At 67.3% G+C, this 22,441-nt stretch carries 23 protein-coding genes and 1 tRNA gene; 17 read left to right on the top strand and 7 right to left on the bottom strand.

The window, feature by feature from the left end; genetic code table 11:
* The 8 genes from AC5Y4T_RS18935 to xerD all read left to right on the top strand — a co-directional run.
* Positions 1 to 724 (top strand): TlyA family RNA methyltransferase (locus AC5Y4T_RS18935; protein WP_499954826.1); only part of this gene is annotated, 724 nt, incomplete at its 5' end.
* On the top strand, positions 721 to 1,650 hold the full coding sequence (locus tag AC5Y4T_RS18930) for an NAD kinase (RefSeq protein ID WP_499954824.1): 930 nt from the start codon (positions 721 to 723) through the stop codon (positions 1,648 to 1,650). The genes AC5Y4T_RS18935 and AC5Y4T_RS18930, both read left to right, overlap by 4 nt.
* A gap of 25 nt (positions 1,651 to 1,675) precedes the next feature.
* Complete coding sequence (gene recN / locus AC5Y4T_RS18925; RefSeq protein ID WP_499954822.1) at positions 1,676 to 3,427, top strand: DNA repair protein RecN; 1,752 nt, start codon at positions 1,676 to 1,678, stop codon at positions 3,425 to 3,427.
* A 113-nt stretch (positions 3,428 to 3,540) separates the two neighbouring features.
* Positions 3,541 to 4,722, top strand: a complete 1,182-nt coding sequence (gene steA / locus AC5Y4T_RS18920; protein ID WP_499954820.1) for a putative cytokinetic ring protein SteA — start codon at positions 3,541 to 3,543, stop codon at positions 4,720 to 4,722.
* Positions 4,723 to 4,741: 19 nt separating this feature from the next.
* Positions 4,742 to 5,686, top strand: a complete 945-nt coding sequence (locus AC5Y4T_RS18915) for a copper transporter (RefSeq protein ID WP_499954818.1) — start codon at positions 4,742 to 4,744, stop codon at positions 5,684 to 5,686.
* A 122-nt stretch (positions 5,687 to 5,808) separates the two neighbouring features.
* Positions 5,809 to 7,560 carry a CTP synthase gene (pyrG, locus tag AC5Y4T_RS18910; protein ID WP_499954816.1) on the top strand — a complete coding sequence of 584 codons (1,752 nt, stop codon included), beginning with the start codon at positions 5,809 to 5,811 and terminating at the stop codon, positions 7,558 to 7,560.
* Complete coding sequence (locus AC5Y4T_RS18905; protein ID WP_499954814.1) at positions 7,553 to 8,173, top strand: NUDIX domain-containing protein; 621 nt, start codon at positions 7,553 to 7,555, stop codon at positions 8,171 to 8,173. The genes pyrG and AC5Y4T_RS18905 overlap by 8 nt, the downstream gene beginning before the upstream one ends.
* A gap of 5 nt (positions 8,174 to 8,178) precedes the next feature.
* Entirely contained in the window at positions 8,179 to 9,114 is a 936-nt protein-coding gene (xerD, locus tag AC5Y4T_RS18900; RefSeq protein WP_499954832.1) for a site-specific tyrosine recombinase XerD, read from the top strand.
* On the opposite strand, the gene AC5Y4T_RS18895 is transcribed toward xerD, so the two are convergent.
* Positions 9,111 to 9,863 carry an O-methyltransferase gene (locus tag AC5Y4T_RS18895; RefSeq protein ID WP_499954812.1) on the bottom strand — a complete coding sequence of 251 codons (753 nt, stop codon included), beginning with the start codon at positions 9,861 to 9,863 and terminating at the stop codon, positions 9,111 to 9,113. The two genes, xerD and AC5Y4T_RS18895, sit on opposite strands and share 4 nt — an antisense overlap.
* 238 nt (positions 9,864 to 10,101) lie before the next feature.
* Here AC5Y4T_RS18895 and AC5Y4T_RS18890 point away from each other — a divergent pair, with 238 nt between their 5' ends.
* From AC5Y4T_RS18890 to AC5Y4T_RS18860, 7 genes are all read left to right on the top strand, one after another.
* The gene (locus AC5Y4T_RS18890) at positions 10,102 to 10,965 is read left to right on the top strand and encodes a ParA family protein (protein ID WP_008257550.1); all 864 of its coding nucleotides are present in this window, start codon (positions 10,102 to 10,104) and stop codon (positions 10,963 to 10,965) included.
* Positions 10,962 to 11,789 (top strand): segregation/condensation protein A, encoded by an 828-nt coding sequence (locus AC5Y4T_RS18885; RefSeq protein ID WP_499954810.1) that lies wholly within the window; start codon positions 10,962 to 10,964, stop codon positions 11,787 to 11,789. The genes AC5Y4T_RS18890 and AC5Y4T_RS18885 overlap by 4 nt, the downstream gene beginning before the upstream one ends.
* Positions 11,786 to 12,481: an SMC-Scp complex subunit ScpB gene (gene scpB / locus AC5Y4T_RS18880; protein WP_499954808.1), complete on the top strand. Its 696-nt coding sequence runs from the start codon at positions 11,786 to 11,788 to the stop codon at positions 12,479 to 12,481. The genes AC5Y4T_RS18885 and scpB overlap by 4 nt, the downstream gene beginning before the upstream one ends.
* A complete protein-coding gene (locus tag AC5Y4T_RS18875) occupies positions 12,481 to 13,224 on the top strand; it encodes a pseudouridine synthase (protein ID WP_499954806.1) in 744 nt (247 codons plus the stop codon). Before scpB ends, AC5Y4T_RS18875 begins: the two co-directional genes overlap by 1 nt.
* Positions 13,225 to 13,229: 5 nt before the next feature.
* Positions 13,230 to 13,904 carry a (d)CMP kinase gene (gene cmk, locus AC5Y4T_RS18870; protein WP_499954830.1) on the top strand — a complete coding sequence of 225 codons (675 nt, stop codon included), beginning with the start codon at positions 13,230 to 13,232 and terminating at the stop codon, positions 13,902 to 13,904.
* Positions 13,901 to 15,301, top strand: a complete 1,401-nt coding sequence (der, locus tag AC5Y4T_RS18865; RefSeq protein WP_499954804.1) for a ribosome biogenesis GTPase Der — start codon at positions 13,901 to 13,903, stop codon at positions 15,299 to 15,301. The genes cmk and der overlap by 4 nt, the downstream gene beginning before the upstream one ends.
* A 102-nt stretch (positions 15,302 to 15,403) precedes the next feature.
* Positions 15,404 to 15,477, top strand: a tRNA-Pro gene (locus AC5Y4T_RS18860).
* A 713-nt stretch (positions 15,478 to 16,190) separates the two neighbouring features.
* Here AC5Y4T_RS18860 and AC5Y4T_RS18855 read toward each other — a convergent pair.
* From AC5Y4T_RS18855 to AC5Y4T_RS18830, 6 genes are all read right to left on the bottom strand, one after another.
* Positions 16,191 to 17,033 (bottom strand): class I SAM-dependent methyltransferase, encoded by an 843-nt coding sequence (locus AC5Y4T_RS18855; RefSeq protein WP_499954802.1) that lies wholly within the window; start codon positions 17,031 to 17,033, stop codon positions 16,191 to 16,193.
* Positions 17,034 to 17,148: 115 nt separating this feature from the next.
* Complete coding sequence (locus tag AC5Y4T_RS18850) at positions 17,149 to 17,856, bottom strand: DUF2510 domain-containing protein (protein WP_499949312.1); 708 nt, start codon at positions 17,854 to 17,856, stop codon at positions 17,149 to 17,151.
* 33 nt (positions 17,857 to 17,889) lie between these two features.
* On the bottom strand, positions 17,890 to 18,033 hold the full coding sequence (locus tag AC5Y4T_RS18845) for a hypothetical protein (protein ID WP_499949313.1): 144 nt from the start codon (positions 18,031 to 18,033) through the stop codon (positions 17,890 to 17,892).
* 175 nt (positions 18,034 to 18,208) lie between these two features.
* Positions 18,209 to 18,643 (bottom strand): DUF4383 domain-containing protein, encoded by a 435-nt coding sequence (locus AC5Y4T_RS18840; RefSeq protein ID WP_499954800.1) that lies wholly within the window; start codon positions 18,641 to 18,643, stop codon positions 18,209 to 18,211.
* Between the two features lie 75 nt (positions 18,644 to 18,718).
* Positions 18,719 to 19,297 (bottom strand): cyclic nucleotide-binding domain-containing protein, encoded by a 579-nt coding sequence (locus tag AC5Y4T_RS18835; protein WP_499920943.1) that lies wholly within the window; start codon positions 19,295 to 19,297, stop codon positions 18,719 to 18,721.
* Positions 19,298 to 19,395: 98 nt separating this feature from the next.
* Positions 19,396 to 20,952 (bottom strand): succinic semialdehyde dehydrogenase, encoded by a 1,557-nt coding sequence (locus AC5Y4T_RS18830; RefSeq protein WP_499954798.1) that lies wholly within the window; start codon positions 20,950 to 20,952, stop codon positions 19,396 to 19,398.
* Between the two features lie 134 nt (positions 20,953 to 21,086).
* On the opposite strand from AC5Y4T_RS18830, the gene AC5Y4T_RS18825 reads away from it, so the two are divergent.
* Together AC5Y4T_RS18825 and AC5Y4T_RS18820 are read left to right on the top strand one after the other, a co-directional pair.
* Positions 21,087 to 21,833 carry an ANTAR domain-containing protein gene (locus AC5Y4T_RS18825; RefSeq protein ID WP_499920945.1) on the top strand — a complete coding sequence of 249 codons (747 nt, stop codon included), beginning with the start codon at positions 21,087 to 21,089 and terminating at the stop codon, positions 21,831 to 21,833.
* A gap of 121 nt (positions 21,834 to 21,954) precedes the next feature.
* Positions 21,955 to 22,347: an Rv1352/Rv1906c domain-containing protein gene (locus AC5Y4T_RS18820; protein ID WP_499920947.1), complete on the top strand. Its 393-nt coding sequence runs from the start codon at positions 21,955 to 21,957 to the stop codon at positions 22,345 to 22,347.
* Positions 22,348 to 22,441 lie beyond the last annotated feature (94 nt).

Genomic DNA, 22,441 nt, shown 5'->3' with positions numbered 1-22,441 from the left:
GGGGAAGGTCTGCATCGACGGGATGCCGGCGCGCAAGCCGGGCACCGCCGTCGCGGTCACCGCGGCCCTGACCGTCGCCGAGGACGGCGAGCGCGGCTGGGTGTCGCGCGGAGCGCACAAGCTGATCGGGGCGCTGGACGCCTTCGAGATCTCGGTCGCCGGCCGTCGCTGCCTGGATGCCGGCGCGTCGACGGGTGGCTTCACCGAAGTCCTGCTGGATCGCGGGGCCACCGAAGTGGTCGCCGTCGACGTCGGATACGGCCAGCTGGCCTGGTCGCTGCGCAGCGACGCCCGGGTGGTCGTCGTCGAACGGACGAACGTGCGCGACCTCACGCCGGAGGCGGTCGGCGGGCGGGCCGACCTGGTGGTGGCCGACCTGTCCTTCATTTCGCTGTCCACGGTTTTGCCGGCGCTAACTGGATGTGCCGCACCGAACGCGGATATCGTTCCCATGGTGAAGCCGCAGTTTGAGGTGGGCCGGGGCCTGGTCGGCGCCGGTGGTGTGGTGCACGACCCCGGCCTGCGCGCCGACGCCGTGCTGGCGGTCGCCGGCCGCGCCGGCGACCTGGGCTGGCACACCGTCGACGTCACCGCCAGCCCGCTGCCGGGCCCGTCGGGCAACGTCGAGTACTTCCTGCGGCTGCGCGCCCAGACCGATAGTCCCCTCGTCGGCGACGAACTGGTGACCGCGGTGCGGCGCGCGGTGGAAAGCGGGCCACGGTGAGTGAAAGCGCGTCACGCACCGTGTTGATGGTGGCTCACACCGGCCGAGACGAGGCCACCGAGACCGCGCGGCGCGTGCAAAAAGTGCTGAGCGGCAACGGAATCGAGCTTCGTGTGCTGTCCGCCGAGGCGGTCGACAAGGGGCCGATGCACCTGGCACCCGACGACATGCGCGCCCTCGGTATCGAGATCGAGGTGGTCAACGCCGACCCGCAGGCGGCCGCGGGCTGCGAACTGGTGCTGGCGCTGGGCGGCGACGGCACGTTCCTGCGGGCCGCCGAACTGGCCCGCAACGCCAACATCCCGGTGCTCGGCATCAACCTGGGCCGCATCGGCTTCATGGCCGAGGCCGAGGCCGAGGCCATCGACCGGGTGCTGGATCATGTTGTCGCACGCGATTATCGGGTGGAGAACCGGTTGACGCTCGACGTGATGGTGCGCCACGGCGGCGACGTCTCGGTGCACGGCTGGGCGCTGAACGAAGTCAGCCTGGAGAAGGGCCCCCGGCTGGGCGTGCTCGGCGTCGTCCTCGAGATCGACGGACGCCCGGTGTCGGCGTTCGGCTGCGACGGGGTGCTGGTGTCGACGCCCACCGGATCCACCGCCTACGCGTTCTCCGCGGGCGGGCCGGTGCTGTGGCCGGACCTCGAGGCAATCCTGGTGGTACCCAACAACGCTCACGCGCTGTTCGCCCGCCCCATGGTCACCAGCCCGGACGCCACCATCGCGATCGAGATCGAGGCCGACGGCCATGACGCCTTGGTGTTCTGCGATGGCCGCCGCGAAATGTTGGTCCCGGCGGGGAGCCGGCTGGAGGTAAAGCGTTGCGACACACCGGTGAAATGGGCCCGGCTGGACAGCGCCCCATTCACCGACCGGCTGGTGCGCAAATTCCGGCTGCCGGTGACCGGGTGGCGCGGGAACTGACGGCCTTAGCTCTGGTGCTAGCTGAATGCTGACCGAAATCCGCATCGAGTCGCTCGGTGCCATCAGCGCCGCGGTGGGGGAGTTCGACCGCGGCCTGACCGTGCTGACCGGCGAGACCGGTACGGGCAAGACCATGGTGGTGACCGGGCTGCACCTGCTCGGTGGTGCCCGCGCGGACGCGACCCGGGTGCGGTCGGGCGCCGATCGGGCGATCGTCGAAGGCCGTTTCACCACAACGGATCTCGACGAAGCCACGATCGCGAAGCTGGACGACCTGCTGGACGCCTCGGGCGCCGAACGCGACGAGGACGGCAGCGTGATCGCGTTGCGCTCGGTCAGCCGGGACGGACCGTCGCGGGCGTATCTCGGCGGCCGCAGCGTGCCGGCCAAATCGCTGGGCGACTTCACCGCCGGGCTGCTGACCTTGCACGGGCAGAACGACCAGCTGCGGCTCATGCGGCCCGAGGAGCAGTGCGGCGCGCTGGACCGGTTCGCGAAGGCCGGCACCGCGCTGGAGCGCTACGGCAAACTGCGCGACGCCTGGCTGTCGGCGCGCCGCGACCTGCTCGACCGCCGCAACCGGATGCGCGAGCTCGCGCTGGAGGCGGACCGGCTGAACTTCGCCCTCAACGAGATCGATGCGGTGGACCCACAACCCGGCGAGGACGATGCCCTGGTCGCCGAGATCCTGCGGCTTTCCGAGCTGGACACCCTGCGCGAGGCCGCGGCGGGGGCCCGGGCGGCCCTGTCCTCGGACGAGGCGGACGGATCCGGATTCGGCGCGACCGACAGCCTGGGAAAGGCAAGGGCCGCACTGGAATCCACCGACGACGCGAAGCTGTTGGCGTTGGCCGGCCAGCTCGGCGAGGTGCTGACGGTGGTCGTCGATGCGGCCGGTGAGCTGGGCGGCTTCCTCGAGGAGCTGCCGGTCGATGCCAGCGCGCTGGAATCCAAATTGGCCCGGCAGGCCGAACTGCGCACGCTCACACGCAAGTACGCCGCGGACATCGACGGCGTGCTGGCCTGGGCCGCCGAATCACGCGAACGACTGGCCCAACTCGACGTCTCCGAGGAAGGGCTGGCCGCGCTGGCGGCGCGGGTCGACGAGCTGGCGGGTGAATTGGCCCAGGCCGCGGTCGATCTGAGCAGCATCCGGCGCAAGGCCGCAAAGCGGCTCGCCAAGGAGGTCACCGCCGAGCTGTCCGGGCTGGCGATGGCCGACGCCCAATTCAGCATCGACGTCACCGTCGACGCCGCGCCGGCCGCCGACGACGCCGCCGCGTTGAGGTTGCCCTCCGGCGAGCTGGCCCGCGCGGGCGCCGACGGCGTCGACGAGGTGGAGTTCGGCTTCGCGGCCCACCGGGGGATGGATCAGCTCCCGCTGGCGAAGTGCGCTTCGGGCGGCGAGCTGTCCCGCGTGATGCTGGCGCTGGAAGTGGTGCTGGCCGCCTCGGCGGCGGGCACCACCATGGTGTTCGACGAGGTCGACGCCGGCGTCGGCGGCCGGGCGGCGGTGCAGATCGGGCGGCGGCTGGCGCGGCTGGCCCGCACCCACCAGGTCATCGTGGTCACCCACCTGCCGCAGGTCGCGGCCTACGCCGACGTGCACCTGGTGGTGCATGGAGCCGGGCCCAAGGGGACCAGCGTGGTGCGGCGGGTCGCCGACGACGAGCGGGTCGCCGAGCTGGCGCGGATGCTGGCCGGGCTGGGCGAGTCCGACAGCGGCCGCGCGCACGCCCGTGAACTGCTCGATGCGGCGCAGAAGGACGAGATCTGAGCGCCCGGAACACGTAATACAGCTGTGACTAATGAGACTCTAGATAACTTCTGAGGCTGATGTTACGGCGCGCCTCCCGTCCTCTCCCGGGCTTCGCGGACAGAATCGCCCCCATGAAGATGTCAGGCCTGCTTTCCCGTAACACCGACCGGCCGGGTCTCGTCGGCACCGCCCGTGTGGACCGGAACATCGATCGACTGCTGCGTAGGGTCTGCCCCGGCGACATCGTGGTGCTCGACGTCCTGGATCTGGACCGCATCACGGCGGACGCGCTGGTGGAGGCTGATATCGCCGCGGTCGTCAACGCGTCCCCATCGGTGTCGGGCCGCTACCCGAACATGGGTCCCGAGGTGCTGGTCAACAACGGGGTGACGCTGATCGACGAGGCCGGACCCGACATCTTCAGGAAGGTCAAGGACGGCGCCAAGATCCGGCTGCACGAGGGCGGGGTGTATGTCGGCGACCGCAGGCTGGTCCGCGGGACCGAGCGCACGGACCACGACATCGCCGACCTGATGCGCGAGGCCAAGAGCGGCCTGTCCGCTCACCTGGAGGCCTTCGCCGGCAACACGATCGAGTTCATCAAGAGCGAAAGCCCGCTGCTGATCGACGGCATCGGCATCCCCGACGTCGACGTGGACCTGCGCCGCCGGCACGTGGTGATCGTCGCCGACGAGCCCAGCGCCGAGGAGGACCTGAAGTCGCTCAAGCCGTTCATCAAGGAGTATCAGCCGGCCCTGATCGGGGTGGGCACCGGCGCCGACGTCTTGCGCAAGGCGGGCTACCGGCCCCAGGTCATCGTCGGTGACCCCGACCAGATCAGCACCGACGCGCTCAAGTGCGGCGCCCAGGTCGTGTTGCCCGCCGACGCCGACGGCCACGCGCCCGGCCTGGAGCGGATCCAGGATCTCGGCGTCGGGGCGATGACCTTTCCCGCCGCGGGCTCGGCGATCGACCTCGCCCTGCTGCTGGCCGACCACCACGGCGCCGCGCTGTTGGTGACGGCCGGTCACACCGCAAACATCGAGACCTTCTTCGACCGCACCCGCGCGCACAGCAACCCCTCCACCTTCCTGACCCGGCTGCGGGTGGGCGAGAAGGTGGTGGACGCCAAGGCCGTTGCCACCCTGTACCGCAACCACATCTCGGCGGGCGCCATCGCGCTGCTGGCGCTGACCATGCTGATCGCCGTGATCGTCGCGCTGTGGGTGTCACGCACCGACGGCGTGGTGCTGCATTGGGTCACCGACTACTGGAACCACTTCTCGCTCTGGATCCAGCACCTGGTCACCTAGTCATCTCGAGGATGCGCTCATGATCTCGTTACGCCAACATGCCTTGTCGCTGGCCGCCGTCTTCCTGGCGCTGGCCGTGGGAGTCGTGCTGGGCTCCGGCTTCTTGTCGGACACCTTGTTGTCCAGCCTCCGCGACGAGAAGCGCGACCTGACCACCCAGATCAGCGGACTGAACGACCAGAAGAATGTGCTGAACGAAAAGCTCAGCGCGGCAAACAATTTCGACACCCAACTGGCCGGCCGGATAGTGCACGACGCGCTGGGCGGCAAGTCGGTGGTGGTGTTCCGCACCCCGGATGCCGCCGACGACGACGTGGCCGCGGTGGCGAAGTTCATCGGCCAGGCCGGCGGGACGGTGACCGGGACGGTGTCGCTGACGCAGGAGTTCGTGGAGGCGAACTCGGCGGAGAAGCTGCAGACGGTGGTCAACTCCTCGGTGCTGCCCGCGGGCCAGCAGCTGAGCACCAAGCTCGTCGACCAGGGCTCACAGGCGGGCGACCTGATGGGCATCGCCCTGCTGGCCAACGCGAACCCGGCGGCGCCGGCGGTCGATGAGATCCAGCGCAACACCGTGCTGGCGGCGCTGCGTGACACGGGCTTCATCACCTATCAGTCAACCGATCACATGGGCGCGGCCAACGCCGCCCTGGTCGTCACGGGCGGCTCGTTGCCCGGCGACGCCGGCAACAAGGGCGTCAGCGTGGCGCGCTTCTCGGCCGCGTTGGCCCCGCACGGCTCGGGCACCCTGCTCGCCGGGCGCGATGGTTCGGCGACCGGGGGCGCCGCCGTCGCGGTGACCCGCGCCGACGCCGCGATGAACTCGGCGATCACCACGGTCGACGACGTCGACGCCGCGCCGGGGCGCATCACCGCGATCCTGGGGCTGCACGACCTGCTCAATGGCGGCCATGCCGGGCAGTACGGCACCGGGCACGGGGCGGCGTCGATCACGGTGCCTCAGTAGCGGGCGTGTTAGCCGCGGCACAGCGCGGTGGATGTTAGGGTGGGTTTCCGTGGGTCGGCAGGCCCATCTAGTTATTCGCTAGAACAATTTTGACGCCCTGCCCGTCTTCACGGAGGTCGCCTGTGCGAAAGCACCCGCAATCCGCCACCAAGCACCTCTTCGTCAGCGGGGGAGTCGCTTCCTCGTTGGGCAAGGGTTTGACCGCCAGCAGCCTCGGCCAGCTACTGACGGCCCGCGGGTTGTACGTGACGATGCAGAAACTCGACCCGTACCTCAACGTCGATCCGGGCACCATGAACCCGTTTCAGCACGGCGAGGTGTTCGTCACCGAGGACGGCGCCGAAACCGACCTGGACGTCGGCCATTACGAACGATTTCTGGATCGCGACCTGTCCGGCTCGGCGAATGTGACTACGGGACAGGTCTATTCGACGGTCATCGCCAAGGAGCGGCGCGGCGAGTATCTCGGTGACACGGTCCAGGTGATCCCGCACATCACCGACGAGATCAAAGGGCGCATCATGTCGATGGCCCAGCCCGACGCCGAGGGCAACCGTCCCGACGTGGTCATCACCGAGATCGGCGGCACCGTCGGCGACATCGAGTCGCAGCCCTTCTTGGAGGCGGCGCGCCAGGTGCGTCACGACCTCGGCCGCGAGAACGTCTTCTTCCTGCACGTCTCGCTGGTGCCCTACCTGGCGCCGTCGGGTGAACTCAAGACCAAACCCACCCAGCACTCGGTTGCGGCGCTGCGCAGCATCGGTATCACCCCCGACGCGCTGATCCTGCGCTGCGACCGTGACGTTCCCGAAGCGCTGAAGAACAAGATCGCGCTGATGTGTGACGTCGACATCGACGGCGTCATCTCCACCCCGGACGCGCCGTCGATCTATGACATCCCCAAGGTGCTGCACCGCGAGGAACTCGACGCCTACGTGGTGCGCCGGCTCAACCTGCCGTTCCGCGACGTCGACTGGACCGAGTGGGACGACCTGCTGCGCCGCGTGCACGAGCCGCACGAGGTCGTGCGAATCGCCTTGGTGGGCAAGTACGTTGAGCTCTCCGACGCTTATCTGTCGGTCACCGAGGCGCTGCGTGCCGGGGGGTTCAAGCACCACGCCAAGGTGGAGCTGGTCTGGGTGGCGTCCGACGACTGCGAGAGCCCGGCCGGCGCGGCGTCGGCCCTGGGCGACGTGCACGGCGTGCTGATCCCCGGCGGGTTCGGCATCCGCGGCATCGAGGGCAAGATCGGCGCCATCCACCACGCCCGGGGGCGAGGGCTGCCGGTGCTCGGCCTGTGCCTGGGTCTGCAATGCATCGTGATCGAGGCCGCCCGCTCCGCCGGTCTGGCCCAAGCCAATTCGGCGGAGTTCGACCCCGAGACGCCCGATCCCGTCATCTCCACGATGGCCGACCAGGTCGACATCGTCGCCGGCGAAGCCGACCTGGGCGGCACCATGCGGCTGGGCGCCTACCCCGCGGTGCTGGAGCCGGAATCGATTGTGGCCCAGGCATACGGCGCAACCGAGGTGTCCGAGCGGCACCGCCACCGCTACGAGGTCAACAACGCCTACCGCGCCAAGATCGCCGAAAGCGGCCTGAAGTTCTCCGGCACCTCTCCGGACGGTCATCTGGTGGAGTTCGTCGAGTACCCGCCGGACGTGCACCCGTTCATCGTCGGCACCCAGGCCCACCCGGAGCTCAAGAGCCGGCCCACCCGGCCGCACCCGCTGTTCGTCGCCTTCGTCGGCGCGGCCATCGACTACCAGGCGGGCGAGCTGCTGCCGGTGGAAATCCCGGAGCAGTCATCGAACGGCATCCAGCACCGGGACAGCGCGGCGCGGCCGATACCTGAGCCCGCGACCCGTGGCTGACCACGTCTTCGAGACGGCGTCGTCCGAAACGCTGTACACCGGAAAGATTTTCGCGCTGCGCAGCGACCGGGTGCGGATGCCGGGCGGCAAGGTCGTGACCCGCGAGATCGTCGAGCATTTCGGCGCGGTCGCCGTGGTCGCGATGGACGACGACGGCAACATCCCGATGGTCTACCAGTACCGGCACGCCTTCGGCCGGCGACTGTGGGAGTTGCCCGCGGGACTGCTCGATGTCCACGGCGAGGCAGCCCATCTCACCGCGGCCCGCGAGCTGATGGAGGAGGCGGGGCTCGAGGCCGCGGCCTGGACGGTGCTCGTCGACCTCGATTCCACACCGGGTTTCAGCGACGAGTCGGTGCGCGTCTATCTGGCCACCGGCCTGACTCAGGTCGAACGGCCCGAGGCGCACGACGAAGAAGCCGACATGACATTGGAGTGGTACCCGCTGGCCGACGCCGCCCGCAAGGTGCTCAGCGGTGACATCGTCAATGCCATTGCGGTGGCGGGGATTCTGGCCGCCCACGCCGTGACCACCGGCTTCGCACAGCCGCGTCCGGTGGACAGTCCGTGGCTGGACAAGCCGACGGCGTTCGTCGCGCGCAAGGCCAAGTAATGACGATGGCGGCGCTGGACACGCAGTTGCAGGGCTACCTCGACCATCTGACGATCGAGCGCGGCGTCGCCGCGAACACCCTCAGCTCGTACAGCCGCGATCTGCGTCGGTACACAAAACACCTGTCGGACCGTGGAATTCATGACCTGGCTAAGGTGGGTGAGAACGACGTCAGCGAGTTCCTGGTTGCGCTGCGCCGCGGCGATCCCGACACCGGGGCCGCCGCGCTGTCGGCGGTGTCGGCGGCGCGGGCGCTGATCGCGGTGCGCGGCCTGCACCGGTTCGCCGCCGCCGAAGGGCTGGCCGAACTCGACGTGGCGCGTGCCGTCCGGCCACCGACGCCGGGGCGGCGGCTGCCCAAAAGCCTGACCATCGACCAGGTGCTGGCGCTACTGGAGGCCGCGGGCGGCGACAGCCCGGCCGACGGTCCGCTGACCCTGCGTAACCGGGCGCTGCTGGAACTTCTGTACTCCACCGGCGCACGGATCTCCGAGGCCGTCGGCCTCGACGTCGACGACGTCGACACGCACGCCCGGTCGGTGTTGTTGCGCGGCAAGGGCGGTAAGCAGCGGCTGGTGCCGATTGGGCGTCCTGCCGTCGCCGCCCTGGACGCCTATCTGGTGCGGGGCCGTTCAGAGCTGGCGCGCCGCGGGCGCGGAACGCCGGGCATCTTCCTCAATGTGCGTGGGGGGCGGTTGTCACGGCAGAGCGCCTGGCAGGTTCTGCAGGACGCGGCCGAGCGTGCCGGCATCACCTCCGGGGTGTCGCCGCACATGCTGCGGCACTCCTTCGCCACCCACCTGCTGGAGGGCGGCGCCGACGTGCGGGTGGTGCAGGAATTGCTCGGGCACGCCTCGGTGACGACGACGCAGATCTACACCATGGTCACCGTGCACGCGCTGCGCGAAGTGTGGGCCGAGGCGCACCCCCGGGCGCATTAGCCCACGTATTCGGACTCCAGCACCAGGTCGGACACCAGTGTCTGATACTCGACATGGGCCTTGTGCTCAACGGTGTTCCACTGCTTGCCCTGCTGTCGCCGCATGTACTCGCGATACTTCGGCGCACCCGGCACCCGCACGTTGTCGGCCACCACGATCGAGCCCGGATGCAACCACTCCCGATCCAGGATGCTGGTCAGGTCGTCCAGGTAGGCGTCCTTGTCGTGATCGAGGAACACGAAATCCAATGTGCCGGAGGCAAACCCATGCTCGTTGGCCAGCGCGTCCAGGGTGCGCCCCCCGTCGCCGACGGTGCCGACCACACACGTCACCCGGTCGGCAACGCCGGCGTGCGCCCAGATCTGGCGGGCGTTGGCCGCGTTGGCCTCGGCCAGTTCGACCGAGAACACCTTGGCATTGGGGGCGGCCCTCGCGATGCGCAAGGCGCCGTAGCCGCAGTAGGTGCCCAGTTCGAGCGCGAGCGACGGATCGGCGCGCCGGACGGCGGCGTCGAGCAGCAGCCCTTTCTCGTCGCCGACGTTGATCAGCAGCGATTTCTCATAGGCGAACTTGTCGATGGTGGCCAGCACGTCGTCGATGTCGCCGGCGCGGGCGTTCCGCAGGACGTACTCGACCGCGGCCGCCTCGCGCCCGTCACCGATCTGCCCGGTGGTGGTGATGTTCTGGGCGCCGGCGGCCATGCGCCAGACCGACCAACGCAGCAGAGGTATCCGTCGTTTGAGGTTCATAGACGTCACGATAGGCCGAGGGCTGGTATCGCCCTGAAGGCCCGTGCTAGCACGTTCCGGAGTCGCGTCGGCCCCGGAAATTGGTGCTGCTGTGACTGAAGTTAACAGGCTGTCGGGATGTGCGTTCCACCACCGATTTTTGCCCATATCGGCTGGTTAATTGCCTGCGGGTCGCCGGGTTTCGCGCGACGAACCCGTTAGACTTTCCGACGATGTTCACCTCCCGAACACCCCCGCCATGACCGAGCAGCCGGACAACGGCGTCGAGCTCGGCCTGACCGGGCGGCCGCCGCGGGCGATCCCGGAACCACAGCCGCGCACCTCGCACGGCCCGGCCAAAGTCGTCGCCATGTGCAACCAGAAGGGTGGCGTCGGGAAGACCACGTCCACGATCAATCTGGGTGCCGCGCTCGCCGAATACGGCCGCCGGGTGCTGCTGGTGGACATGGATCCGCAGGGCGCGCTGTCCGCCGGCCTGGGAGTCCCGCATTACGAGCTGGAGAAGACCATCCACAACGTCCTGGTCGAGCCGCGGGTGTCGATCGACGACGTGCTGCTGCAGACCCGGGTCAAGCACATGGATCTGGTGCCCAGCAACATCGACCTGTCGGCCGCCGAGATCCAGCTGGTCAACGAGGTGGGACGCGAGCAGACGCTGGGCCGCGCGCTGCACCCGGTGCTGGATCGCTACGACTACGTGTTGATCGACTGCCAGCCGTCGCTGGGGCTGCTCACGGTCAACGGCCTGGCCTGCTCCGACGGCGTGGTGATTCCGACCGAGTGCGAGTATTTCTCGCTGCGCGGGCTGGCGCTGCTGACCGACACCGTCGACAAGGTGCGCGACCGGCTCAACCCGAAACTCGAGATCAGCGGGATCCTGCTCACCCGGTACGACCCCCGCACGGTCAACTCGCGCGAGGTGATGGCCCGGGTGGTGGAGCGGTTCGGCGACCTGGTGTTCGACACGGTGATCACCCGGACCGTGCGATTCCCGGAGACCAGCGTCGCCGGCGAACCCATCACCACGTGGGCCCCGCGATCCACGGGGGCCATCGCCTACCGCGCGCTGGCCCGCGAGTTCATCGACCGATTCGGCGCGTGAACGCGACCGAAACCGGTGCGGCGCCACAGCAGAACGGCTACGGAGCTGGCTTCCACGTCCGCCTGACGAATTTCGAGGGCCCGTTCGACCTGCTGCTGCAGCTGATCTTCGCCCATCGCCTCGACGTGACCGAGGTCGCGCTGCACCAGGTCACCGACGACTTCATCGCCTACACCCGCGAAATCGGTCCGCAGCTCGAGCTGGAGGAGACCACGGCGTTTCTGGTGGTCGCCGCGACCCTCCTGGACCTGAAGGCGGCCCGGTTGCTGCCCGCCGGACGGGTCGACGACGACGAGGACCTCGCGCTGCTGGAGGTGCGCGACCTGCTGTTCGCCCGGCTGCTGCAATATCGCGCGTTCAAGCACGTCGCGGAGATGTTCGCCGAACTCGAGGCCACGGCGCTGCGCAGTTACCCGCGCTCGGTGTCGCTGGAAGACCGGTTCACCGAACTGCTGCCCGAGGTGATGATCGGCGTGGACGCCGAACGCTTCGCCCAGATCGCCGCGATCGCATTCAGCCCGCGGCCCGTCCCGACCGTGTCGGTCGAGCACCTGCACCAGGTGCAGGTCTCGGTTCCCGAACAGGCCAGGAAGTTGCTGGCGATCCTGGAAGCGCGGGGCAGCGGCGCGTGGGCCACGTTCTCCGAGCTGGTCGCCGACTGCGAGGCGTCGATGGAGGTGGTCGGGCGCTTCCTGGCGCTGCTCGAACTGTATCGGTCCCGGGCGGTAGCATTCGACCAGTCAGAGCCGCTTGGCGTGCTCCAAATCGCGTGGACCGGGGAACGTCCGGCCAGCGAAGCCTTGGTAGAAGTGCGAGACGAATGACCGAAGAACTGCCCGAGATCGACCTGGATTCAGGCATCCCGGACATCGCCGAAGTCGCGCCCATGGAATCCGAGGAACTCGGCTCGGTGCTAGAAGCGCTGCTGTTGGTGGTGGACACGCCGGTCACCGCGGAGGCGCTGGCGTCGGCAACCCAGCAACCGGTCTACCGGATCGCCACCAGATTGCAGGAGATGGCCGAGCAACTCACCGAACGCGACAGCGGCATCGACCTACGGAAAAACAGCGAGGGCTGGCGGATGTACACCCGCGCCCGATTCGCGCCCTATGTCGAGAAGCTGCTGCTGGACGGGGCGCGGTCCAAGCTCACCCGGGCCGCGCTGGAGACACTGGCCGTCGTCGCCTACCGCCAGCCCGTGACCCGCGCGCGGGTGAGCGCGGTGCGCGGCGTCAACGTCGACGCCGTGATGCGCACGCTGCTGGCGCGCGGCCTGATCACCGAGGCCGGGGCCGACGACGACACCGGCGCGGTGACGTTCGCCACCACCGACCTGTTCCTCGAGCGCCTGGGATTGACCTCGCTGGCCGACCTACCGGATATCGCGCCGCTGCTTCCCGACGTCGACACGATCGAGGACCTGTCCGAATCCCTGGACAGCGAGCCACGTTTCATCAAACTGTCCGGCGGTCAATCGTCCGACGAGGCGCTGACCTTCGACGTGGACCAGGATTGATGGAAGAAGCCCAGGGGATCCGGCTGCAAAAGGTGTTGTCCCAGGCCGGAATTGCGTCGCGGCGGGCCGCCGAGAAGATGATCATCGACGGCCGCGTCGAGGTCGACGGGCAGGTGGTGACCGAGCTGGGCACCCGGGTCGACCCCGACTCCTCGGTGATTCGCGTCGACGGCGCCCGCGTGGTGCTCGACGAATCGCAGGTATACCTCGCCCTGAACAAGCCGCGCGGTGTGCACTCGACGATGTCCGACGACCGCGGCCGCCCGTGCATCGGCGATCTGGTCGAGCGCAAGGTTCGCGGCAACAAGAACCTGTTTCACGTCGGACGGTTGGACGCCGACACCGAGGGGCTGATCCTGCTGACCAACGACGGCGAACTGGCGCACCGGCTGATGCACCCCTCCCACGAGGTGCCCAAGACGTATCTGGCGACGGTGACCGGGGCGGTGCCGCGCGGCCTCGGCAAGAAGCTGCGTGCCGGCATCGAATTGGACGACGGCGTGGCCAAACTCGACGAGTTCGCGGTGGTGGACGCCATCCCGGGTAAGACGCTGGTGCGGGTGACGCTGCACGAGGGGCGTAACCGCATCGTGCGCCGGCTGCTCGCGGCCGCCGGATTCCCGGTGGAGTCTTTGGTGCGCACCGACATTGGACCCGTCGCGCTGGGAAAGCAGCGACCCGGCACCATCCGGGCGCTGGCCCATCACGAGGTCGGCCAACTGTACAAGGCGGTGGGCCTGTGAGCGCAATGGTGGTTGCCATTGACGGCCCGGCGGGCACCGGAAAGTCCTCGGTGTCAAGGGGATTGGCGCAAGCACTCGGCGCGCGCTACCTGGACACCGGCGGGATGTACCGGACGGTGACGCTGGCCGTGCTGCGCGCCGGCATCGACCCCGCCGACGCCGACGCCGTCGCCCGCACGGCGGAGAGGGCGCAGATGTCGGTGGACTATCAGCCCGATGGTGACCGCTATTTCCTGTCAGGAGAAGACGTCTCGACGGAAATCCGCGGCGACCGGGTCACCGGCTCGGTGTCGGCAGTGTCCTCGGTGCCCGCCGTCCGTACCCGGCTGGTCGCCATGCAGCGCGAAATGGCCCAGGGGCCGGGCAGTGTGGTCGTCGAGGGCCGCGACATCGGCACCGTCGTCCTGCCCGATGCGCCCGTGAAGATCTTCTTGACCGCGTCGGCCGAAACCCGGGCGCGGCGGCGCAACGACCAGAACGTGGCGGCCGGCCTGGCCGACGACTACGAGGCCGTGCTGGCCGACGTCCGCCGCCGCGACCACCTGGATTCCACCCGGGCGGTGTCACCGCTGCGGCCCGCCGAGGACGCGGTGGTCGTCGACACCAGCGAGATGACCGAGGCCGAGGTCATTTCGCACCTGCGCGACATGGTCAAGCAGCGAAGCGGGGTCGTGCGGTGACTCAGGACGGCACGTGGAGCGACGAAAGCGACTGGGAATCCGTCGAATTCGGCCTGGACCAACCGGAGGAGGCCGGCCCGGCGCCCGTGGTGGCGGTGGTCGGCCGGCCCAACGTCGGCAAGTCGACGCTGGTCAACCGGATCCTGGGCCGCAGAGAAGCGGTGGTGCAGGACATCCCGGGCGTCACCCGCGATCGGGTGTCCTACGACGCGCTGTGGACCGGCCGCCGGTTCGTCGTGCAGGACACCGGAGGATGGGAACCCGACGCCAAGGGTTTGCAACAACTGGTGGCCGAACAGGCATCGGTGGCCATGCGCACCGCCGACGCGGTGATCCTGGTGGTCGACGCCGTCGTCGGCGCCACCGCGGCCGACGAGGCGGCCGCACGGATTCTGCTGCGGTCAGGCAAGCCGGTCTTCCTGGCGGCCAACAAGGTTGACAGCGACAAGGCCGAGGCGGACGCGGCCATGCTGTGGTCGCTGGGGCTCGGCGAGCCGCACGCCGTCAGCGCCATACACGGCCGCGGAGTGGCGGACCTGCTTGACCAGGTGCTTGCCGCGCTGCCCGAGGTGTCCGAAGTGGCGCCGACGTCCGGCGGCCCGCGCCGTGTCGCGCTGGTCGGCAAGCCGAACGTGGGCAAGAGCTCCCTGCTGAACAAGCTGGCCGGCGATCTGCGCTCGGTGGTGCACGATGTCGCCGGGACGACGGTGGACCCGGTGGACTCGTTGATCGAGCTGGGCGACAGGGTGTGGCGGTTCGTCGACACCGCGGGGTTGCGGCGCAAGGTCGGTCAGGCCAGCGGGCACGAGTTCTACGCCTCGGTGCGCACGCACTCGGCCATCGATGCGGCCGAGGTGGTGATCGTGCTGATCGACGGGTCGGAACCGCTCACCGAGCAAGATCAGCGGGTGCTGTCGATGGTCATCGAGGCCGGCCGGGCCCTGGTACTGGCTTTCAACAAGTGGGACCTGGTGGATGAAGACCGCCGCGAGCTGTTGGAGCGCGAGATCGACCGCGAACTTGTGCAGCTGCGGTGGGCGCCGCGGGTCAACATCTCCGCCAAGACCGGGCGCGCGTTGCAGAAGCTGGTGCCCGCTATGGAGACCGCGTTGGCGTCGTGGGATGCGCGGATTCCGACCGGCCCGTTGAACTCGTGGCTCAAGGAGGTGGTGGCCGCCACGCCGCCGCCGGTGCGTGGGGGCAAGCAGCCCCGCATCTTGTTCGCCACCCAGGCGACCGCCCGGCCCCCGACGTTCGTTCTGTTCACCACCGGTTTTCTGGAGGCCGGGTATCGCCGCTTCTTGGAGCGGCGGCTGCGTGAGACCTTCGGGTTCGAGGGATCGCCGATCCGGATCAATGTGCGGGTGCGCGAAAAGCGGGGAGCCAAGCGGCGCTGAGCGACTCCGACCTCATGGTCGCGTGCAGCGGAGGTCGCTTGGCGGGCCGGCCGACCAGTTACGGTAGGCTTTCGACCTGCTGCCGATGCGCGCATCGGCGCGCGGGCTGTGGCGCAGTTTGGTAGCGCACTTGACTGGGGGTCAAGTGGTCGCAGGTTCAAATCCTGTCAGCCCGACACACGAAATACCTGCCAGCGGCGCTCTCTCTTCGGTCAACGCTCGTGGTCACCGATTGAATACAAAAACGGTATGCCTGGCGAGTAAATACCCGTCAGATTTCGGAAAATTGCATATAACGGACCGAAATCGGCACACGTCTATCAATGCAGACGCGGACACGGACCCGTGAATAGGGCGTTCGTATTCCCCCGGCAACGCGCGGGAACGTAATCCGCGCGAAGCCGGTCAACTTCCGCTTCTACAGAGGTAGAAAGTCAAAGGCGATTGTCAGGAGCAAACCACTTGCCCGGCCGCCGGAACGGTGCACGTGAGGGTGCAACCCGTCGACCCGCCCAGGATTGCGACCAGCGTCGCGGCCACTGCCACTACTTTCAGCGTTCTCTTGGTGCTCGTCATCGGCGTACCTTTCTCGCTGGTGTTATAAACCTGTCAAATTGGATGCTATAGCCGTCACCGGCGCAGCGGAAGCATGTTTTCGGCATTTGTCCACTAAAAACTTCAGCGCGGCTTTACAAAGCCGCCGGCGGCCAACTCCCAAGGCCTCGCAATTTCGGGCACTCGCTTCCAGCGGGCCCAGCGACACGCTAAGCCGGCCGTCGTTAAGTCCTTGAGGCACCAGGGGACAACGCGTGTGTTTAGTCAATAAACCGTTTGTTGAGTTAAATGCCCGAGTTAGTCAGCGTGCGAGACGGAGCCCGACGCAAAGCAATCAGGCTGCCCGCGTCGCGACCGCGCTCCAAGGCAACTCGAGCGCGCCGTCGCGTTCGTAAGGAACGAGCGACGCCTCGAGTGTCGAGCGGATCGTGGCGATCTGTTCACTTCCCAACGAGCCGACGAGTTCCGCCACCGGCCCGGCCACCTCCGTCACGTGCGTCCAGTAGTCTTCCACGCCGTCGAAGCGCATGGCGCCGGTGATCTCCTCGGAGAGGACATCTAAGAAGCCCGCACCGGAGGCGAGGGCGTGATTGTGCTCGGGGGTGGACAGTGAGAAGAGTCCCCCGGGAGCGAAGGCGTCCCCGGGCGGTGCGACGCCACTTTGCAACAGTGCCACCACGATCTGGAAGATCCATGGGTTGCGCTCGGGTGGCCCCCACGTCGCATAGCTGAACCGGCCGCCCTGCCGGAGCACCCGCCGGACCTCCGCGACGGCCCGCTCCTGCTCGGGCACGAGCATCATCCCGAACCGGGAAAGCACCCCGTCAACGCTGCCGTCGGGCAGGTCGATCTGCTGCGCGTCGATGACGCGGCATTCGACGTTATCGAGGCCGCGATCGCTCGCGCCGCGACGGGCAGCGGCCACCATCTCGGGCGCGAAATCAGTCGAGATGAGCAGACCGGACCTACCGAGCCGGGCGGCGGCGAGGAAGCCTGTCTCACCTGGGCCCGCCGCCAGCTCCAACACCGTTTGGCCCGGCTGCGGATCGATGTGGTCGACGAGCCAATCGGACACCGATCGCACGTCGGAGAACAAGCGGTCGCGATGTTTTTCCCAGGCCGCTGCCACTGCGCTCCAGTGACGCAGGGCTTGCTCGGGCGAGTTCTGCTCAGACATGCCTGCCCCAAACTCGGCAACGGCCGACCGCGGGCCGTTCGCGTCATTGCAGCCTACTGTCAACACTGCCAGGCGTGAAGCGATGGTTGCGTTCGCCGTCAGAGCCCAGACCGGCCTACGGCTGAAAGGCGGGAAGAACAGTGCCGGAATCGCGAATCTCCCAGATGCTCTTTTTGGTCACACCGTCAAAGTTGATCTTGTTCAACGTATCCCGCGAATAGGTGAGGTCGATCGCGATCTGGGTCGAGGTGTTTCCGTACGGGTCGGTCATCGGGAAGGTGCCCTGCACGTTCACCGCGGAGGCGTCGGGATAGGTCGCTTTTGCGTACTTGAGAATCTCGATCGTGTCCAACCGGGCACCGTCTTTGATCATCTGCTCCGTGTAGTTGTCACGAATGGCGAATCGGGCGTCGACCACGCCGCCGTTCGGGCCCGGAGCAACGGTAAAGGTGACGCCCTCCGGCTTCTTGGGTCCGGCCGGCGTCGACGGCGCCTCCTGGGGCGGTGCCGGCGCTCCCTCCGCCGCCGAACCGCTCGATGGGCTCGACAGGCTGTCCTTCTTCGGATCGAAGACCCATGTTTTGCCGATGAAAACCAGGAGAACGAGGGTGCAGAGCACCGCCAGGGCCACGGCGGCCCTTCCGGAGGCGCCCTTTTTCGGCGATTCGGTCGCGAGCGTATGCGGCGCTTCGGCGTCGAACGCGTATTCGCTGGTCCAGCTGGTGCCGTCGAAGTACCGTTGCAGCCCGTGGCCTACCCCCGCGGGGTCGGGGTACCAACCCGGCGCCGATTTGGGCGGGGGCGGCGCCTGTTCAGATGGCATCTATCCATTTTCGTCGTGACGAAGGCATCGCGGCTACCCGCCTCGTTCCTCGCGGTCCGGCTCGGTGAGTTCCGGCGCGTTCTCACGAGTCGCCATTCCTCCTTCGCGCCCGTGGTCCGCCGGACCGGGTCGGCCACCTTTGGGCTCGTCGTCGCCCTTCTCCGAATGCTTGCCCATCGCAACCTCCTTCGACGAAAGGACTACCCGCAGCGGCACAATCTGAAGACCCCGAAAAGCAAACAGGAGCACGAAAAGCCACGCTGCCAACTCTAGGCTCTCGGAACGGGTGGCCGGTGGCGGGCACGACGTCCTCGGTCGGCGAGAATCACGAATGAACCGCTAATTCGCTGAACTACCGCGCTTTCCGGAGATCGGCGAGTGAGTTTCGAAGCCCGCCGTCCAACCGGATCTGGACCGCTGCCACCGCGATCATGATCGCCGCGGTCACCAGGTGCACGATCGCATCGGTGACGTTGTTGGGAAAGTTGAAAACGAAGGCCACCTGATGGGAGAAGAACGCCCAAATGCCCGGCAGCGCACCGCCTATGGCCGCCAGCAGCAGATACAACACGGACCACGACTTTCGCGTCGCGAACACCAGGCCCGGCGCGAACAGGGCTAAACCCGCGACGGCGTGCCAGCCGTTGTAGTCCATTCCGAGCAGCTGCACGGTAGGCGCGTCGGGCCCGGTCGCGAAGCTGGGATTGATGATGAAGCCGGCCACCGCCTGGGCGACATGGACAACACAGATGATCACCAGCCCGATCTGGGCGAAACTCCACCTCACATTGCACCCCCTTGTGCGCGGCAAGATGGCCCAAATACTACGTTCGGTAGTAGGTTGGTGCAATGAGGGAAGTGGCTATGCGGTGCCGTCCCGTTCGATCCAGCGGGTAAGCGCGTCTTCGAGCGCGGTCGCGACGTCCACACCGGCGCTCTCGGCGGCCTGCTCAAACCGCTCGATCAAGTCGGTGCGGACTGAGGCGCCCAATCTGGAGAACGGCGGTTTGGGCTTGGGCGGCAGGTCGACGGGCACGTGTCGAGCGACCGAGGCGTCGATGATTTCGCGGAGCGCCGGTATCTGGTTGAGCAAGGTGTCGAGATCGTCGCGTTCGATGCGCAATAACTCGGCCGGCCCCATCGTCGTTACGGTGGCCGAGCGCAATCTCCCACGGTGCAGCGCCGATTCGCCGATCACCTCGCCCGGCCCCAGCGCGGCGACGCGGTCCGAGCCGACGTACACGCCCACCTCGCCGCTGAGCAGGATGTAGCAGGAGTCGGATGGAGTTTGCTCGTGGATCAACGGCAACGGGGCCGACGTCGAAGTGCGATGAGCCGCTTCGGCGAGACGCTGTAGTTCAGCATCCGAAAACTTGCCGAATGTCTCGTACTGCCGTAACCGGCGAGCGTCTTCCTCATATCGCTTCGCGTCTGCCTTCATAGCGGACTCCTGATGTGCGATGTGCCGCTGACATCGAAGAGCGTAACGCGCGCCGAGAGGACTCGATGCGGTATTGCGAACGCGCAAGAGCGACTGCGTCAGTTTCGACCGGGAAGCCTCATCACTGTGCGCACGATCGGCAGGAGCGACTTCTGCCAGAGTGTTCCCGGGATGCCAAGGGGCGGATCCAGATTGAACACACGTGCGGTCGCAATCGTCTGGGATTCGGTGTACTTCAGCAGGCCTTCGGGACCATGACGGCGGCCGACGCCGGACTGGCCCATCCCGCCCATCGGTGCGCTGAGGCTGCCCCATGCGAATGCATAGCCCTCGTTGACGTTCACCGTCCCGGACCGCAACCGCGCTGCAATCTGCTGGCCCTCTGCGGAGGAACCGGCCCACACACTGGCGTTGAGTCCGTACTCGGTGTCGTTGGCCTTCTCGACGGCTTCGTCCGCGTCGGCGACGGGGTAGATCGAGACGACCGGACCGAATGTCTCGTTGGCCGCGCACTCCATTTCGGGCGTGACGTCGGTCAGGACCGTCGGCTCGTAGAACAACGGCCCGATGTCGGGCCGTGCCTTAGCGCCCGCAATCACTTTGGCGCCCTTGGCTTTCGCGTCGTTCACGTGATCGGTCACGGTTTCCAACTGACCCGCGGAGATCAAGCTGCCCATGTCGACCGAGAAGTCATACGTGGTGCCCAGCTTCATGTTCCGCACCTGGGCGCCGAATTTGCCGATGAAATCGTCGGCGATGTCCTTCTCGACGTAAATGCGCTCGATCGAGATGCACAGCTGGCCGGCGTTGGAGAAGCACGCGCGGGTGGCCGCCTTGGCGGCCTTGTCGAGATTGGCCCCGCGCGTGACGATCATCGCGTTCTTGCCGCCGAGTTCGGCCGAGAACCCGATGAGCCGCCGGCCCGCGTGTTCCGCGAGCTGCCTGCCCGTGGCCGTCGAACCGGTGAACATCAGGTAGTCGCAGTTGTCGATGATCGCGGTGCCGACCACCGAGCCCGGCCCCGGGACGATCGCATAGAGCGCCCGCGGCAGTCCGGCTTCATACAAGAGCTCCGCACACGCGAGGGCGCAATACGGGGTTTGGCTGTCCGGCTTGAGCACCACCGCATTACCCGCCAGCAGCGCCGGCACCGAGTCGGACGCCGTCAGCGTCATGGGGTAGTTCCACGGGGAAATCACCCCTACCACGCCCTTGGGCTGGTAACCGACCGTCGTCTTGCCGATGCCGGGAAGCAGCGCCTGCACCGTACGCGGCTTCAGCAGGTCCGCCGACACCCGCACGTAATAGTTTGCGTTCGCGATCAGGTCGACGAGTTCCTCCTGTGCCGCCCATCTGGCCTTGCCGGCCTCGGCCTGCAGGAGATCCATCAGGAATTCGCGATTCTCGAAGACCAGGTCCCGGTAGCGGCTGATGACGTCGACGCGCTCGGTGACCGGGCGATTCGCCCACGCGACCTGGGCCGCGCGCGCCTCGGCGAACGCCGCTTCGACATCTTCGGCCGTGCCGATCGGGATGGTGGTCAGCGACTTGCCGGTGAAGATCTCGTCGATCGTCTTGGTCTGGCGTGCGGTGATGTCTTTGATCGCGGCCAACTGACGCAGGCGGTCGAAGACCTCGGCTGACGGTGCGGGCATCTCATTACCTCTCGCGAAGCGCGGGTGTCTAAAGCACCAGACTATTGGCTCCGCGGAGTCACTCCTCGCCGAGGACGCAATCGATGCGCTCAGCTGCGGATTAGGCCTTTCGACAAACGGGTAGCGGCATAGCAATGCGCGACGACGACCGGTTCGAAGCGATCGCCCGAGACATGGTCCAGGGGTCATCGGGCGGGTGCTGTTTACTTTTGGATCGCGATCTGCGGATTCGGGCGGCAAGCCGAGACTACGAGCGCGCGACGCTGCGCGCGCACGGTGAGCTTCCCGGGCAATTCCTGTTCGACGCCTTCCCGGACAATCCGAAAGACCCGCACGCCGACGGGACGGCGAACCTCGCGTCGTCGCTGGAGACGGCGATGCAGACCGGCCGCACCCACACGATGCGGATGCAGCGTTATGACATTCCCGACCCCACCGCCCCCGGCGAATTCCTGCCGAAGGTGTGGAGCCCCACCAACTCCCCGTTGCTCGATCACGGTGAGCTGGTGGGCGTCGTGCACAGGGTGAAGGAAGTCTCACGAAGCAAACAACTTCTGGACGAGGTCGCGCGCGACGTCGATCACGGTGTCGCGTGGGATCCGGCAGATCTGCTGCACACCCTCGAAGCCGTCAGCGCCGTCGAATCCGGCCTCCACCTCCGCCGCCAACAGGCGCTGGCCGCGGAGAACGCGCAACTGATGCGCGCCATCGCCACCCGGGACACGATCGGTCAGGCCAAGGGCATGCTGATGGAGCGATTCAATATCGACGCCGATCGAGCGTTCGGTCTGTTGACCAGGCTCTCGCAGCAGACCAACACTCGGGTGGAGGAGATCGCTCGCACCCTGGTTCAAACCGAGCGCCCGCCACGTTCTGGCTGAGGCGCCGGCCGCCCGATCCCGAATGACTTGCGACGCAGTGGGAATGCTCACGGTCGTTTGAGCGGCTAGCCGGTCGATCTGGCGCGTAAGAGCCGACCGATCGCCCTGCTACCCTCCTTCAGTGCAGTTCAGGACAGCTGCGATCGCGCAAGCGGCGATCGTCGTCGCAGGTTGCGGCGGCGGGTCGACAGCGGCAACAACTCCGACCGTGACGTCTACGCGGGACGTCACCCAAACCGTCACGGTGACGTTGCCGCCGCCACCATTCGCCCCCAAGACGATCATCGAAACCGATGGAACGTATCGAGTAGGCACCGACATCGTGCCGGGCACCTACCGCTCGGCCGGCACCAGCCCTGAAGGTGAATCCGATTGCTATTGGGCGAGGCTGAGGAGTCTCAAACCAACCGACATCATCGATAGCGGCATCAGCACCGGTTTTCAGGTAGTGACGATTCGATCGGGTGATAGGGCATTCGTGACCCATAGCTGCCAGACCTGGCAGAAACAGTGACAACCGGTCCGAGGGCGTGAGGTTGGCACGATCATCGCGGTGCTGACCACTAACCACGTTGAGGCGCAACGGATTTTTCACCGGTGACGTGAGC

It is taken from the genome of Mycobacterium sp. NGS11 (assembly GCF_059813315.1).
Note: the sequence above shows the minus strand (reverse complement) of the source record. Positions and strands in the feature narration are given on the sequence as shown.

Bases quoted from the DNA above. Each gene is read 5' to 3' on its own strand.
- recN (WP_499954822.1), top strand. From the start codon at position 1,676: ATGCTGACCGAAATCCGCATCGAGTCGCTCGGTGCCATCAGCGCCGCG.
- steA (WP_499954820.1), top strand. From the start codon at position 3,541: ATGAAGATGTCAGGCCTGCTTTCCCGTAACACCGACCGGCCGGGTCTC.
- AC5Y4T_RS18915 (WP_499954818.1), top strand. From the start codon at position 4,742: ATGATCTCGTTACGCCAACATGCCTTGTCGCTGGCCGCCGTCTTCCTG.
- xerD (WP_499954832.1), top strand. From the start codon at position 8,179: ATGGCGGCGCTGGACACGCAGTTGCAGGGCTACCTCGACCATCTGACG.
- AC5Y4T_RS18895 (WP_499954812.1), bottom strand. From the start codon at position 9,863: ATGAACCTCAAACGACGGATACCTCTGCTGCGTTGGTCGGTCTGGCGC.
- AC5Y4T_RS18890 (WP_008257550.1), top strand. From the start codon at position 10,102: ATGACCGAGCAGCCGGACAACGGCGTCGAGCTCGGCCTGACCGGGCGG.
- scpB (WP_499954808.1), top strand. From the start codon at position 11,786: ATGACCGAAGAACTGCCCGAGATCGACCTGGATTCAGGCATCCCGGAC.
- AC5Y4T_RS18875 (WP_499954806.1), top strand. From the start codon at position 12,481: ATGGAAGAAGCCCAGGGGATCCGGCTGCAAAAGGTGTTGTCCCAGGCC.
- cmk (WP_499954830.1), top strand. From the start codon at position 13,230: ATGGTGGTTGCCATTGACGGCCCGGCGGGCACCGGAAAGTCCTCGGTG.
- AC5Y4T_RS18855 (WP_499954802.1), bottom strand. From the start codon at position 17,033: ATGTCTGAGCAGAACTCGCCCGAGCAAGCCCTGCGTCACTGGAGCGCA.
- AC5Y4T_RS18850 (WP_499949312.1), bottom strand. From the start codon at position 17,856: ATGCCATCTGAACAGGCGCCGCCCCCGCCCAAATCGGCGCCGGGTTGG.
- AC5Y4T_RS18845 (WP_499949313.1), bottom strand. From the start codon at position 18,033: ATGGGCAAGCATTCGGAGAAGGGCGACGACGAGCCCAAAGGTGGCCGA.
- AC5Y4T_RS18835 (WP_499920943.1), bottom strand. From the start codon at position 19,297: ATGAAGGCAGACGCGAAGCGATATGAGGAAGACGCTCGCCGGTTACGG.
- AC5Y4T_RS18830 (WP_499954798.1), bottom strand. From the start codon at position 20,952: ATGCCCGCACCGTCAGCCGAGGTCTTCGACCGCCTGCGTCAGTTGGCC.
- AC5Y4T_RS18825 (WP_499920945.1), top strand. From the start codon at position 21,087: ATGCGCGACGACGACCGGTTCGAAGCGATCGCCCGAGACATGGTCCAG.